12 protein-coding genes are annotated in these 12,694 nt (G+C 70.8%); 5 read left to right on the top strand and 7 right to left on the bottom strand.

Annotated features, from left to right (window positions below; genetic code table 11):
• Window positions 1-192 precede the first annotated feature (192 nt).
• A complete protein-coding gene (locus OG496_RS26555; protein ID WP_405972658.1) occupies window positions 193-870 on the bottom strand; it encodes an SDR family NAD(P)-dependent oxidoreductase in 678 nt (225 codons plus the stop codon).
• 190 nt (window positions 871-1,060) lie between these two features.
• Here OG496_RS26555 and OG496_RS26550 point away from each other — a divergent pair, with 190 nt between their 5' ends.
• Window positions 1,061-1,741, top strand: a complete 681-nt coding sequence (locus OG496_RS26550; protein ID WP_405972657.1) for a TetR/AcrR family transcriptional regulator — start codon at window positions 1,061-1,063, stop codon at window positions 1,739-1,741.
• A 107-nt stretch (window positions 1,742-1,848) separates the two neighbouring features.
• Here the strand turns inward: OG496_RS26550 and OG496_RS26545 are convergent, their stop codons facing one another.
• From OG496_RS26545 to OG496_RS26535, 3 genes are all read right to left on the bottom strand, one after another.
• The gene (locus OG496_RS26545) at window positions 1,849-2,892 is read right to left on the bottom strand and encodes a DUF4037 domain-containing protein (RefSeq protein WP_405972656.1); all 1,044 of its coding nucleotides are present in this window, start codon (window positions 2,890-2,892) and stop codon (window positions 1,849-1,851) included.
• A gap of 128 nt (window positions 2,893-3,020) precedes the next feature.
• Entirely contained in the window at window positions 3,021-3,512 is a 492-nt protein-coding gene (locus tag OG496_RS26540) for a GNAT family N-acetyltransferase (protein ID WP_399396018.1), read from the bottom strand.
• Window positions 3,509-4,765, bottom strand: coding sequence for an MFS transporter (locus OG496_RS26535; RefSeq protein ID WP_405972655.1), 1,257 nt, complete (start codon window positions 4,763-4,765; stop codon window positions 3,509-3,511). Before OG496_RS26535 ends, OG496_RS26540 begins: the two co-directional genes overlap by 4 nt.
• 187 nt (window positions 4,766-4,952) lie before the next feature.
• On the opposite strand from OG496_RS26535, the gene OG496_RS26530 reads away from it, so the two are divergent.
• Window positions 4,953-5,885 carry a LysR family transcriptional regulator gene (locus tag OG496_RS26530; protein WP_405972654.1) on the top strand — a complete coding sequence of 311 codons (933 nt, stop codon included), beginning with the start codon at window positions 4,953-4,955 and terminating at the stop codon, window positions 5,883-5,885.
• Window positions 5,886-5,894: 9 nt separating this feature from the next.
• Here the strand turns inward: OG496_RS26530 and OG496_RS26525 are convergent, their stop codons facing one another.
• Complete coding sequence (locus tag OG496_RS26525) at window positions 5,895-6,809, bottom strand: aminoglycoside phosphotransferase family protein (protein ID WP_405972653.1); 915 nt, start codon at window positions 6,807-6,809, stop codon at window positions 5,895-5,897.
• Here OG496_RS26525 and OG496_RS26520 point away from each other — a divergent pair.
• Window positions 6,808-7,461 (top strand): rhomboid-like protein, encoded by a 654-nt coding sequence (locus OG496_RS26520; protein WP_405972652.1) that lies wholly within the window; start codon window positions 6,808-6,810, stop codon window positions 7,459-7,461. The genes OG496_RS26525 and OG496_RS26520 overlap by 2 nt on opposite strands.
• A 9-nt stretch (window positions 7,462-7,470) precedes the next feature.
• The gene (locus tag OG496_RS26515) at window positions 7,471-8,877 is read left to right on the top strand and encodes an NAD(P)/FAD-dependent oxidoreductase (protein WP_405972651.1); all 1,407 of its coding nucleotides are present in this window, start codon (window positions 7,471-7,473) and stop codon (window positions 8,875-8,877) included.
• 236 nt (window positions 8,878-9,113) lie between these two features.
• Here the strand turns inward: OG496_RS26515 and OG496_RS26510 are convergent, their stop codons facing one another.
• Window positions 9,114-10,628: an MFS transporter gene (locus OG496_RS26510; RefSeq protein WP_405972650.1), complete on the bottom strand. Its 1,515-nt coding sequence runs from the start codon at window positions 10,626-10,628 to the stop codon at window positions 9,114-9,116.
• 128 nt (window positions 10,629-10,756) lie between these two features.
• The gene (locus OG496_RS26505) at window positions 10,757-11,725 is read right to left on the bottom strand and encodes a zinc-binding dehydrogenase (protein ID WP_405972649.1); all 969 of its coding nucleotides are present in this window, start codon (window positions 11,723-11,725) and stop codon (window positions 10,757-10,759) included.
• A gap of 83 nt (window positions 11,726-11,808) precedes the next feature.
• Here OG496_RS26505 and OG496_RS26500 point away from each other — a divergent pair, with 83 nt between their 5' ends.
• Window positions 11,809-12,489, top strand: a complete 681-nt coding sequence (locus OG496_RS26500; RefSeq protein ID WP_399396027.1) for a pentapeptide repeat-containing protein — start codon at window positions 11,809-11,811, stop codon at window positions 12,487-12,489.
• Window positions 12,490-12,694: the final 205 nt, after the last annotated feature.

Raw genomic sequence — 12,694 nt, 5'->3', positions numbered from 1 at the left:
GAGGCACTGGATCTCGCTGCGGCCCGGGCGGGGCATCACGAAGCGGCTGATCAACGATGCGGTCGAGCACTCCTACGACCTGGTCGTCGACGGTCCGCCGCGGAGCGAGCGCCCGCCGCGAGCCCCTGGCCCGGACGCGGCCGCCGGGTGAACGTTGGCCGCGCCCCCTTGGCCACTGGCCGGCCACGGTTCTCAGAGACTGAAGACGAGTTCGGCCTGGTCGCGCCTGGTGGTGTGCAGCTCCCAGTAGACGGGGGAGATCTCCTCGGGCTGGGCGGTCGGGAAGCCGGGGACGGCCGGTGTGCCGATCGATACGTCGATGCCGACATGGGCGGCCTGGATGCCGGTGCCGTCCAGTTCCTTGTGCAGGTTGATCGCCCAGTTGCGCAGCGCCGCGGCGGCGGCGTTCACGTTGCCGACCTGCGGCACGGGGTCGATGGAGCCCGCTCCGGTGGTGTAGAGCAACGTGCCCGCCCCGGCCTCCCGCATCGCCGGCAGCACCGCCTTGGTGGCGGCGATCGCACCGTAGAGCTGGAATTCGATCTCGTGCTGAACATTCGCCGGTTCGGTCTCGGCGGGGGTGGTCAGAACGGTGGAGCCGAACGTCCCCACCGGGGAGAACTCCAGGACATCGATCCCGCCGAACTTCGCCGCGGCGTCCTTGAGTGCCTGGCTGAGTGCGTCGCGGTCGAGCACGTCCGCGGTGAACGCGGCGGCGGTGATGCCCTCCGCGCTGAGCTTGCCCGCGAGGCCGTCGAGCTTCTCGCGGTTGCGGGAGATCAGGGCGACATCGAAGCCCTGTGAGCCGAAGGTGCGGGCGATGGCCAGGCCCAGTTGGGGGCCGGCTCCGACGATGGCGATGCTGGTCACAACGATCCTTCCGTAAAGCGTTGGATGCGGTGGGGGCGGTCCTTGCCTGCGGCGCGAGCACCTGCGGCGTCGGCACCACCCGGTATCCGGATAGGCCGTTCCGTTTTCGAAACGGAAAGCCCTGTCCGTTTGTCTCCGGCAGCGTAACACCAAAAATGGATAGGGCGTTCCGATTGGTAGTGTGGTCATCATGACCCCCACCGCCCACCACCCCGACGGACAGCCCCTGCGCAGCGACGCCGAGCGCAACCGAGGACGGATCACCGCCGCCGCGCGCACGGTGTTCGGGCGCGACGGGCTGGGTGCCTCGATGGCCTCCGTGGCCCGGGAGGCGGGAGTGGGGGTCGCCACGCTCTTCCGCCACTTCCCCGGGAAGGAGGAGCTGGTCGCCGCCGTCTTCGCCGACCGCATGGACGCCTACGTCACCGCCGTCGACGAAGCCCTCGACGACCCTGATCCCTGGGGCGGCTTCACCGGCTTCATCGAGGCCATCTGCGCCATGCAGGCCGCAGACCGCGGCTTCGCCGACGTACTGACCATGACCTTCCCCGCCGCCGAAGCCTTCGAGGCCCGGCGTGCCGAGGCGTACCACGGCTTCCTCGAACTCATCACCCGTGCCAAGGACAGCGGACACCTGCGCGACGACTTCGCCAGCCAGGACCTCATCCTCCTGCTCATCGCCAACGCCGGCGTCGTCAACTTCGCCGGTGAGTTCGCGCCCGATACCTGGCGTCGCTTCGTCGCCCTGCTGATCCAGTCCTTCCAGGCCCCCGCCCGCGGCCCCCTGCCCGACCCACCCCACGACGACGCCCTCTACCGAGCCATGCGCCGAGCCGGCCCGGCGGGCCTTCCCGCGCAGGAGCGGCCCTGAGGCGACTGACAGGCAGGTGACGTGAGCGGACGGCGCGGCAGGGACCGTCCTGGTGTGGACGGAGCACTGGGCGAATCCGGCAGGGGGCTCAGCCAGAAACGCCCAGGTCAGATTTCATCCGGCCTGGGCTTTCGCATGTCGTTGGGCAGGTCCTTCAGCGTCGGGTCCGTGATGCGGGACGTGAGGGCTTTGGTGAAGCGTTCGGCGTGGAGGACTCGGAAGGGTCTGGAGTGGTACGGGCGGGTGGTGGGGTCCACGCGGTCGGTCAGGTCGAGTTCGTTGTGGATGCCGGCTGCCGCTTCGTAGGCGTAGGTGAGGTGTTTCTCCCTCGTGTGCCAGTCCGTTGCCGAGAGGGCCGCCGTCAGGACCGGGATCAGACGGTGGCCGGCCGTCGTACGGGCGAAGGCCGTGCCCAGCCATTTGTTGTACGGGGGGTAGCGGCGGTCCATCAGGAGGCACAGGCGCATCAGGTGGCGGGTGAGATGGGCGGCGACCATCGCCGAGCCGAGTTCGTCGCCCACCTCGCCGCAGCGGCCTACGAAGGCTTCCTCCTGGGAGATGCGGTTCCACTGGTCGGCCAGGACGTGGAGCCACACGTCTCGGGGGTACCAGCGGAGGGTGTGGCGCAGAGGGCCGAGTTCGTGGAGGCCGTCGTGGAAGACCGCGCCGCCCGTGACCTCGGCCAGGAGCTGGGTGGGGGTCGTCAGCCAGTCGGTCGTGGTGATGTCGTGGGTGGGGTCGAAGCCGAGCGTTGCCCTGAACCAGGCCGTGGTGTGGGTTACTTCGACCCTGTGGTGGACCGGGCCGGTTGTGCTCTTCATGACTCGGACTTCGCCGTCGGGCGTCGGGGCGAAGTTCGTCGGGTAGCCGTGGAAGGTTTTCGGGAGGTGCTCGGCCAGGTGGTGTCTGATGCGGCCCGCGTGGCGGGGGACGTCCCGGGGACGGAGGAAGAGCTGGAGACGCGGGCCCCATTCGTGGTCCGTCGAGCGCGGGGTGTCGTAGCCGAGGACCTCGGAGCCGCTGCCGATGCGGGCGGCGGAGTGCGGGATGTCGGGGGCGGCGTCTTCGAGGAGGGGGCGGACGGCCTCTGTGTAGAAACGGCGGGAGAGTTCGAGGCCCGGTAAAAAAGTTGGCATATTCGTGAAGCTCATGCCCCGACCCTGCCCAGTCTCGGCATGATCGTGCGCGCGAATTTTCGCCGTCGACCCCCAACTCCCCGCCACAGGCGCCCAGTCGGGCCGACAGGACCATCATCGGCAGGGCCACCACCCGAGGGCGCTCACCGGCCCGTGCTCCCTCCGCCTCCCAGCTGCCTCAACGCCCCGTCCGTCAGCCGGTACACCGTCCACTCGTCCTGGGGCCGGGCGCCCAGCGCTTCGTAGAAGTCGATCGCGGGGCGGTTCCAGTTGAGGACGGACCACTCCAGGCGTTCGTAGCCGCGGTCGACGCAGATGCGGGCGAGTTCGGTGAGGAGGGCCTTGCCGTGGCCGGTGCCGCGGGCGGTGGGGCGGACGTACAGGTCCTCCAGGTAGATGCCGTGGACGCCGCGCCAGGTCGAGAAGTTGAGGAACCAGAGGGCGAAGCCGACCGGCTCGCCGGTGGTGTCGTCGGTCGCGATGTGGGCGTAGGCGCCCGGGTGTCGGCCGAAGAGCGCCTCGTGGAGCTGCTCCGGGGTCGCCCTCGCCTCCTGGGGTTCCTTTTCGTAGGCGGCGAGTTCGCGGATCAGGGCGTGGATGACGGGGATGTCGGTGGGGGTCGCGGTGCGGATCATGCCGAGAGGGTAGACGCGCTCGGGTCCTTGCCGGGGTCGTGGGTTGCGTGCTCGCGGCGCGGGAGGAGCAGCGGGCTCGCCAGCAGCAGGACGCCCGCGAGCGCGATCGCCGTGCGCGGGGTGGTGGTCGCCGCCAGGAGCCCCCACGTGGCCGTCAGTGTCGCGATCGCCGCGCTGGTGCTGATGGACCAGGCGGTCAGGGTGCGGGCCACGCGGTCGGGGGCGGTGTGGGTGAGCCGGGCGGTGGCCAGGAGGGGGTTGAAGACGCCGATGCAGGTCACCAGGCCGAGTTGGACGGCGGTGACGAGGAGCATCCCGGGGAGTCCGGGGCGGACGAACGCCAGGCCGACCGGCCAGCACGCGCGCAGTACCCCGGAGACCAGCATCACCCTGTGCTGCCCGAAGCGGGCCGCGAGCGGGCGCGCGAGGCGGGAGCCGACGAAGCCGCCGGCCCCGGAGGAGGCCGCGAGCACGAGCGCGTACTGCCAGGGAGAGAAGCCGAGGTGACCCAGCAGGAGTACGGCGAGCAGCGGTTCCGCGGCCATGATCAGGCCGTTGACCGTCATCGCGTTGAAGAGCAGCGGGCGCAGGGTGGGGTGGGCGAGGATGTAGCGCCAGCCGTCGAGCAGATCGCCCGCGCGCAGCCGCGGCGCTCCGCTCCGCTCGGGGCGCGGTTCCGTCCCGCCGATGGCACGGATGCCCAGCGCCGAGAGCAGATAGCTGACCGCGTCGGCCACCACCGTCGTCACCGGGCCGAACAGTCCGATCGCGAGCCCGCCGAGCGGCGGCCCGAGCATGGTCGAGGTCCAAGTCGTGGACTCGAAGCGGGAGTTCGCGGTCAGCAGGTCCTCCGGCGGTACCAGCGCCTTCAGGTACGAGCCGCTGGCCGCGTTGAAGGCGATGTTCGCCGCGGCGACGATGACGGAGACCGCGAGGAGCTGGGCGAACGTGAGCAGGCCGAACGCGAACGCGACCGGGACCGTCAGCAGCGCCGCGAACCGGGTCAGGTCCATCGCGATCATCACCGGCCGCTTGCGGCGGAACTCCACCCACGGCCCCAGCGGTACGGCGACCAGGGCGCCCACCGCCCGCCCCGAGGCGGCCAGCACCGCCACCTGGGTCGGCCCGGAGTGCAGCACGAGGATCGCCATGAAGGAGAACGCGCCGAACCCGAGCCCGGTGCCGTACGAGCTGACCGCGAACGACGCCCACAGCCACCCGAACCGGCGCCCCAGCGCCCGTCTCCCCGCCATCCCCGCCCCACCCGTCCTACGTCTCGCCCGCACCCGCCGACCCTGACCCCGACCTGACTTCGGCCACCGGCATCAAAGCGAGTGCCGGACGCCGAGATCAAACAACCGACTCGCCGGAAAGCTACAACCCCTGGTTGTGTCAGCAGGTGGGCGTTGATTGTCAGTGGCCTCCACTATCGTCGCCGACGTGGATCTCGACGCTGTGCGCACCTTCGTGGCCATCGTGGACGCGGGCCGTTTCCAGCATGCGGCCACGGAGTTGTCGATCACCCAGCAGGCCGTCTCCAAGCGGGTCGCCGCGCTGGAGCGGGCCGTAGGCGTACGGCTCTTCGCGCGGACCCCGCGCGGGGCCGAACTGACCGTCGACGGGCGGGCGTTCCTGCCGCACGCCCGCGAACTGCTGCGCGCGGAGGCGCGGGCGTTCGCCTCCGTCCGGCCCGGTCACCGCGCGCTGCGCGTCGACGTGATCGGGCGGGGGCTCGCCCCGGCCGCCCTGCTACGGGACTTCCATCGCGCCCGCCCCGAGGTCGAGCTGGACGTCGTGACCCTCTTCGACGCCGACGCGGCCGTGGACGCCATCCGCTCCGGCACGGTCGACGCGTCCTTCCGCGCCGTCACGATGACCGGCCGCCGGCTCCCCGACGACATCGAGGTCAGCCGGGCCTTCGACGAGCCCGTCCAGCTCCTCACCGGCCCCGCCCACCCGCTCGCCGCCGCCCGGACCGTCACCCCGGCCGACCTCGTCGGGCACCGGATCTGGATGCCCGGCCTCGTGCCCGGTACCGAGTGGGCCGCCTACTACGACGCGCTCGCCGCCGCGTTCGGGCTCAGCATCGAGAGCACCGGGCCCGACTTCGGGGTGGAGCCGCTGCTGGACACCATCGCCGGTTCGCGTTCGCTGGCGACCCTCGTCGGCGAGCAGACCCGCCTGGTCTGGCCCGCCGGCCACGACCTGCGCCGTATCGCCGTACGGAATCCGACCCCGGCCTACCCGCACTCGCTGGTCCGGCACCGCGACAACCGGCACCCCGGGCTGGCCGCCCTCCGCGACCACCTCCACGACGGCGGCGGGCCCGGTCACTCCGACGACACGGAGACCTGGACACCGGCCTGGGCGTGAGAAACAGACCTACCCGCGCAGCCGCCGGCCGATCTCCAGGTGATCCGGCGACGGTGGACGCCCCTCCTCCACCGCCCACAGCGCGTTCTGCAGCACCCGGCCCAGCGTCCAGGCGCGTGCCCGGTCCCGGTCCAGCCCGAGTACCTCCGTCATGGCGTCGAACCGCCATCCGACCTCGTCCGCGTCGAAGCGGTTCCACAGGGCCGGGAGGAGGTCGAAGCCGGGGTCGCCCGCGAGCGGCTTGGGGTCGATGGCGATCCAGGGAGCGCGGTCCGCGGCCAGGACGTTCTCGAAGTGCAGGTCCCAGTGGAGCAGCCGGTCGCCGGGTTCGCCGGCGACTTCCCGCACCGCCGCCGCGCAGTCCGCGATCAGCCGCCGCTCGGCCGGGTCACAGACGCGGGGCAGTGCTGCCGAGGTCCGGTGCGGCCACTGTGCCGCGATGTCACCGAGCCGCCGCATCCCCGCCGGTGCCTCTACGGCCGTCAGGCGGGCCAGCAGCCGGGCGACGACCAGCGTGGCCTCGCGGGAGTCCGGCAGATCCGCCAACACCCGCCCCGCGTCGAGCCGTTCGAGCAGCAGCGTGCCCGTGTCGGCGTCGGCCTCCAGCAGTCGTACGGCCCCGTCGCCGTCCCAGACCCGCAGGGCGACCGGTTCCCCGGCCGTCTCCTCGTCCACGTCCTGGAGCTTGAGCACGGCCGGCGTCCCGTCCGCCCGCAGCACGGGCAGGACCAGCGCGCACCGGCCGTTCATCGATGGTCCGTCGAGGCGCAGCTCCCATTGGCCGAGGAACCGCTCGGCCCGCTCCCGGAGGGCGGCGGCGAAGGCCTCTCCCGCCTTCCCGCCGAAACTCTCGTAACTGGCGACCAGTCCGGCCGGGATGTCGATCACGCCTCCGACGATACTTGCGTGCGTGAATCGGCTCATGCGAATTACCCGGGGCCTCCACAGGGTGTGGGCGTACGTCCGCAGCGCCCCCGGCACCTACGTCTGGCTGGGGATCCTCTTCGTCACCACGGTCGCCATGCACCACATGTCGCCGGAGTTCGAGCAGGAGTTCCTGCGGCAGCGGTCCACCAACATCCACGAGTTGTCGAACAACCCGGTGCGGGTGCTGTTCGCGAGCGCGATGTGGATAGACGGGGGGCGCTGGCTGCCGTACGCCGTGCTGTACACGGTGTTCCACGCGCAGGCCGAGCGGTGGCTCGGTACGGCGCGGTGGCTGATGGTGTGTGTGGCCGCGCATGTGCTGGCCTCGTTGATCAGCGAGGGCGCGCTGCTGTGGGCGATCAAGAACGACATGGCGCCGCAGTCGGCCGTCGACACCCTTGATATCGGGGTGAGTTACGCGCTGGCGGGTGTGGTGGGGGTGCTCGTGTACCGGATCGCGGTGCCGTGGCGGTACCCGTATCTGCTGGTCGTACTGGCCGTCTACGGGGTGCCGTTGGCGACCGGCCGTACCTTCACCGATCTCGGGCATTTCACCTCCGTGATGATCGGGCTGGCGTGTTATCCGCTGGTCAGGGGCTGCGGAAAAGCATGGAATCCGAAGGAGACAGTGGCCGCCCTGAGGGGTTAGCGTCCGGACATGAGCAGCTCGGTGAGCGGTGTCGTGAACGGCGGCATCTCCTTCTGGTACGCGGACGACGGCCTCCCGGCGCGACGGGAGCCCCTCGCCGGTGACGCGTCCGCCGACGTCGTGATCGTCGGCGGCGGATACACGGGCCTGTGGACCGCGTACTACCTGAAGAAGGCGGCCCCCTTCCTCCGGGTCACCGTCCTGGAGCAGAAGTTCTGCGGCTACGGCGCCTCGGGGCGCAACGGCGGCTGGCTGTACAACGGCATCGCGGGGCGCGACCGGTACGCCACACTCCAGGGCCGGGACGCCGCCGTACGTCTGCAGAAGGCCATGAACGACACCGTCGCCGAGGTCGTCAGGGTCGCGGAGGAGGAGCGGATCGAGGCCGACATCCATCGGGGTGGGGTGCTCGAAGTCGCTTGTACGCCCGCGCAGTTGGCGCGGTTGAAGGCTTTTCACGAGCATGAGTTGTCGTACGGCGAGACCGACCGTGAGCTGTACGGCGCGCGCGAGACCGCGGAGCGGATCCGGGTCGTGGACGCGGTCGGGTCGACGTGGACGCCGCACGGGGCGCGGCTGCATCCGGTGAAGCTGGTGAAGGGGCTCGCGGCGGTGGTGGAGGCGCTGGGCGTCGTCATCCATGAGTCGACGCCGGTGACGGAGATCCGGCCCAAGCACGCGGTCACGCCGTACGGGACCGTCCGCGCGCCCTACGTCCTGCGCTGCACCGAGGGGTTCACCGCGAGCCTGAAGGGGCAGCGGCGGACCTGGCTGCCGATGAACTCCTCGATGATCGCGACCGAGCCGCTCACCGATGCGCAGTGGGAGTCGGTGGGGTGGAGCGGTCTGGAGACGCTCGGTGACATGGCGCACGCGTATATGTACGCGCAGCGCACCGCCGACGGGCGGATCGCGTTGGGCGGGCGCGGGGTGCCGTATCGCTTCGGGTCGAGGACGGACAACGACGGGCGGACGCAGGCGGCGACGGTCGAGGCGTTGCGCGAGATCCTTGTCCGGTTCTTTCCCTCGCTCGCGGGGGTGCGCGTCGAGCACGCCTGGTCGGGGGTGCTGGGGGTGCCGCGGGACTGGTGCGCGACGGTGACGTTGGATCGGTCCACGGGGCTGGGGTGGGCCGGGGGTTACGTCGGGTCGGGGGTGGCCACGACGAATCTCGCCGGGCGGACGTTGCGGGATCTGGTCCAGCTGGACTCGGGGCAGGCGGGGGCGACCGACCTGACCGGGCTGCCGTGGGTCGGGCACAAGGTGCGCAAGTGGGAGCCGGAGCCGCTGCGTTGGCTGGGGGTGCAGGGGATGTACGCCACCTACCGCGCGGCCGACCGGCGTGAACTCGGCGGGCACAGCGCGGAGTCGTCGCGGCTGGCGCAGTTCGCGGATCGGGTGGCGGGGCGGCACTGAAGCCCCCGGGGGGCGGGCTGTCGTTTTCGGGTGCGGGGCTGTGTCTGGGTGTCGGTGAGTGGGTGGTTCGCCTGCGGTTCGTCGTGGGTCGGCGCCGCGCCCGGGGGGTATCCGTCCTCGGATTGGCGCGGGGACCGTCGCTCACCGAGTCACCCGTGTTGACGCGCCAACCGCTGCGGGCGGACACCCCCCGACACGTCGCCTTGCCGCCGTACGCGGCCTGCGGTCCGCTCGGGTCAGGTCAGCGACTCGGACGCCGACTCCGGCGCCGGTGACTGTGCCGTCGCCCCGTGTTTGGGGGCTCGGGCCGTCACCATCAGGCCCGCTACCAGGCCCGCGAGGAGCATGACGGCTACGGCCCACCAGATGGCGACCGTGTAGCCGTGGACGATGCCCTTGCTGGTGATGAGGGCCTTCTGGGCCGGGGTGTGGAGGTGGGCGGCGATGTAGGCCGCGCTGCTGGTGGTGGCGATCGTGTTGAGGAGGGCCGTACCGATCGAACCGCCCACCTGCTGGGCGGTGTTGACGGTCGCGGAGGTCACGCCCGAGTCCTGCGGGGCGACTCCGGCCGTGGCGGTGGCGAAGACCGGCATGAAGATCAGGCCCATGCCGAGGCCCATCAGGAGGAGGCCGGGGAGGAGTTCGGTCGTGTAGTCCGAGTGGACGGTGAGGCGGGTGAAGAAGGACATGCCGGCTGCCGCCAGGACCGCGCCCGGCACCATCAGGGTGCGCGGCGGGACGTGGTGCATCAGGCGGGCCGAGATCTGGGTCGAGCCGATGATGATCGCGACCGTGAGGGGCAGGAACGCCATGCCGGTCTTCACGGGGGAGTAGTCGAGGATGACCTGGAGGTAGTAGGTCATGAACAGGAACATGCCGAACATGCCGATGACCGCGAGGCCCATGGTCAGGAAGCAGCCGGCGCGGTTGCGGTCCTTGACGATGTGCAGGGGGAGGAGGGGGCTGGGCGCCCTCGTCTGCCACCACACGAACGTCGTGAGGAGTACGACACCGGCCGCGAACAGGCCGAGTACCAGTGAGTCCGTCCAGCCGCGCGGCTCCGCCTCGCTGAAGCCGTAGACGATCGCGACGAGTCCGCCGCAGCCGAGCAGTACGCCGGGTACGTCGAGGCGGGCGCCGGAGTGGCCGGGGCGGTCGTGGAGCAGGGCGAAGGCGCCGAAGACGGCGATGATCGCGATGGGGATGTTGACGTACAGGCACCAGCGCCAGTTCAGGTACTCGGTCAGCAGCCCGCCCGCGATGAACCCGATCGCCGAACCGCTGCCCGCGAGCGCGCCGTAGATCCCGAAGGCCTTTCCGCGTTCCTTCGGGTCGGTGAAGGTCGTGGTGAGGAGGGAGAGCGCGGAGGGGGCCAGTACGGCGGCGAAGACGCCCTGGAGGGCGCGGGCGCCGAAGAGCATGCCCGAGGTGGTGGCCGCGCCGCCGAGCGCGGACGCGCCCGCGAAGCCGATGAGGCCGATGATGAAGGTCCGCTTGCGGCCCACCAGGTCGGCGATCCGCCCGCCGAGCAGGAGCAGCCCGCCGAAGGCGAGCGTGTACGCGGTGATGACCCACTGCCGGTTGCCGTCGGACATGCCCAGGTCGCGCTGTGCGGAGGGGAGCGCGATGTTCACGATCGTCGCGTCGAGGACGACCATGAGCTGCGCGAGAGCGATGATCACCAGGCCCCACCAGCGGCGGGGATCGGGGCCGGTAGCTGCGCTTGATTCACCTGATTGGGTGACGCTCATCTGGTCAGAAGACCATGAATCGGCAGGTATCGCATCCCCAGTCGTATTCGCTCGTATGTTCAATGATGTGCCGGGTGATGTGCCGGGCGATGTGTTGGGTGATGCGTCGGGCGATGTGTTCGGTGTGGTCATGGCTCCAGGACCACCTTTCCGGTTGTCTTACGGTTCTCCAGCGCGCGGTGCGCGTCCGCCGCCCCGGCCAGTGGGAATCGTTCTACGGCCGGTACGAGTCGGCCCGCGGCGGCCTCGGTGAGGGCCCGCAGCTCCAGCGTCCGGAGGGGGCTGGGTCCGCCGGCCTTCCGCATCATCACGGGGCCGAGCACCCGTTCCGACACCCCTTCGAGGGCGTACGGCTGCCCGCTCGACCAGCCGAAGACGAGGTGCTGCCCGCCGGTGCCGTCGAGCAGCCCGACGGCGTCCCTGGCGACGGCCCCTCCCACCCCGTCGAACACGACCGTCGCGTGCCGCCCGCCCAGCCGGGCCCGTACCTTCCCCGGCCACTCCGGGTCCGTGTAGTCGACGGCGAGATCGGCGCCGTTCGCCCGCACGAGGGCGACCTTCTCCGGGCCGCCCGCGAGACCGACGACCGTGGCACCGGCCTGCTTGGCGTACTGCACGAGCAGCGTCCCGAGCCCGCCCGCTGCCGCCGGAATGACGACCACGGAGTCGGCGTCCAGCTCGCTGAACTGCACGATCCCCATCGCCGTACGCCCCGTCCCGATCATCGCGACGGCCTGTGCGAAGTCCAGGTTCGCCGGGATCTCGTGCACCCGGTCGACATCGACCACGGCCGACTCCGCGTACCCGCCCGGCGCGAACCCCAGATGCGCGACCACCCGCTTCCCGAGCCACAGCCCGGCGACCGCGTCCCCGAGCGACTCGACGACACCGGCGACTTCGCGGCCGGGGATGGTGGGGAGGGCGGGGAGTTCGGGGAGCGGGCCCTGTTCGCCCGCGCGCAGAACGGTGTCGAGGAGGTGGACTCCGGCCGCGGCGACGGCGATACGGATCTGGCCGGGGGCGGGGGAGGGGGCGTCGACGGGTTCGTAGGTGAGGTTTTCGGCGGGGCCGAAGGCGTGGAGTCGTATGGCGTGCATGGGGTCACTCTTCGACCTCAAGCGTGCTTGAGGTCAAGTGTCAGCCGGCCTCGATGTCAGTGGTGGGGTGCAGGATGGGGGGCATGGCGAGGAGAGCGGCGAGTGGTGCGGGTGGAGTGAAGGGGGCGCGGCGGCCGGAGGTGCGGTTGCCGGCTCTGGAGGCTTACGGGGGCGGGGAGTTGGAGCCGGACGGGGACTACGACGGGCTGCAGTTCCGGGACGAGGACTTCGTCGGGCAGGACGGCGGGGGCGCCCGGTTCATGGACTGCGCGCTGACGGACTGCGCGCTGGACGAGACGCGGCTGCATCACGCGCGTGTGCTGGACTCCGTCCTCACCGGGATACGGGGTGTCGGTACCGACCTCGCGGAGTCGACCCTGCGTGACGTCGAGGTGATCGACGCGCGGATGGGCGGGGTGCAGTTGCACGGTGCGGTGCTGGAGCGGGTGGTGATCCGGGGCGGCAAGATCGACTACCTGAACCTGCGTAAGGCGAAGCTCCGGGATGTCGTTTTTGAGGGTTGCGTCCTTGTCGAGCCGGATTTTCTGGATGCACGGCTGGAGCGCGTCGAGTTCGTGGACTGTGCGTTGAAGGGGGCGGACTTCACGGGGGTGACGTTCACGGATGTGGATCTGCGGGGGGCGGTGCAGTTGGAGATCGCGCGGGGGGTTGAGCGGTTGTCCGGGGCGGTGATCAGCATGGGGCAACTGCTGGATCTGGCGCCGGTGTTGGCTGTGCAGATGGGGATTCGGGTGGAGGGGTGAGCGGGGTGAGTGGGGGTTCCTGACGGGCGCACTTTTCAGTGCAGGGGGCGCCCCCCAAGCCCGTCCGGCGCCTTCTCCACGCAGGCCGCCATACCCAGCCCGTCCGTCACTTTTCAGCGCTGGCCGACATTATTCAGCCCGTCCGGCGTTTGAGGACGAGGCCCGTTCAGGGCCGATGGGGGTCTGGGGGCGCAGCCCCCAGGGA

It is taken from the genome of Streptomyces sp. NBC_00988 (assembly GCF_045162645.1).
Taxonomy (GTDB): Bacteria; Actinomycetota; Actinomycetes; order Streptomycetales; family Streptomycetaceae; genus Streptomyces.
Note: the sequence above shows the minus strand (reverse complement) of the source record. Positions and strands in the feature narration are given on the sequence as shown.

What these genes read in the sequence shown, in the direction of transcription:
- OG496_RS26550 (WP_405972657.1), top strand. Translation starts at nt 1,061, where the DNA reads ATGACCCCCACCGCCCACCACCCCGACGGACAGCCCCTGCGCAGCGAC.
- OG496_RS26545 (WP_405972656.1), bottom strand. Translation starts at nt 2,892, where the DNA reads ATGAGCTTCACGAATATGCCAACTTTTTTACCGGGCCTCGAACTCTCC.
- OG496_RS26540 (WP_399396018.1), bottom strand. Translation starts at nt 3,512, where the DNA reads ATGATCCGCACCGCGACCCCCACCGACATCCCCGTCATCCACGCCCTG.
- OG496_RS26535 (WP_405972655.1), bottom strand. Translation starts at nt 4,765, where the DNA reads ATGGCGGGGAGACGGGCGCTGGGGCGCCGGTTCGGGTGGCTGTGGGCG.
- OG496_RS26520 (WP_405972652.1), top strand. Translation starts at nt 6,808, where the DNA reads ATGCGAATTACCCGGGGCCTCCACAGGGTGTGGGCGTACGTCCGCAGC.
- OG496_RS26525 (WP_405972653.1), bottom strand. Translation starts at nt 6,809, where the DNA reads ATGAGCCGATTCACGCACGCAAGTATCGTCGGAGGCGTGATCGACATC.
- OG496_RS26515 (WP_405972651.1), top strand. Translation starts at nt 7,471, where the DNA reads ATGAGCAGCTCGGTGAGCGGTGTCGTGAACGGCGGCATCTCCTTCTGG.
- OG496_RS26510 (WP_405972650.1), bottom strand. Translation starts at nt 10,628, where the DNA reads ATGAGCGTCACCCAATCAGGTGAATCAAGCGCAGCTACCGGCCCCGAT.
- OG496_RS26505 (WP_405972649.1), bottom strand. Translation starts at nt 11,725, where the DNA reads ATGCACGCCATACGACTCCACGCCTTCGGCCCCGCCGAAAACCTCACC.
- OG496_RS26500 (WP_399396027.1), top strand. Translation starts at nt 11,809, where the DNA reads ATGGCGAGGAGAGCGGCGAGTGGTGCGGGTGGAGTGAAGGGGGCGCGG.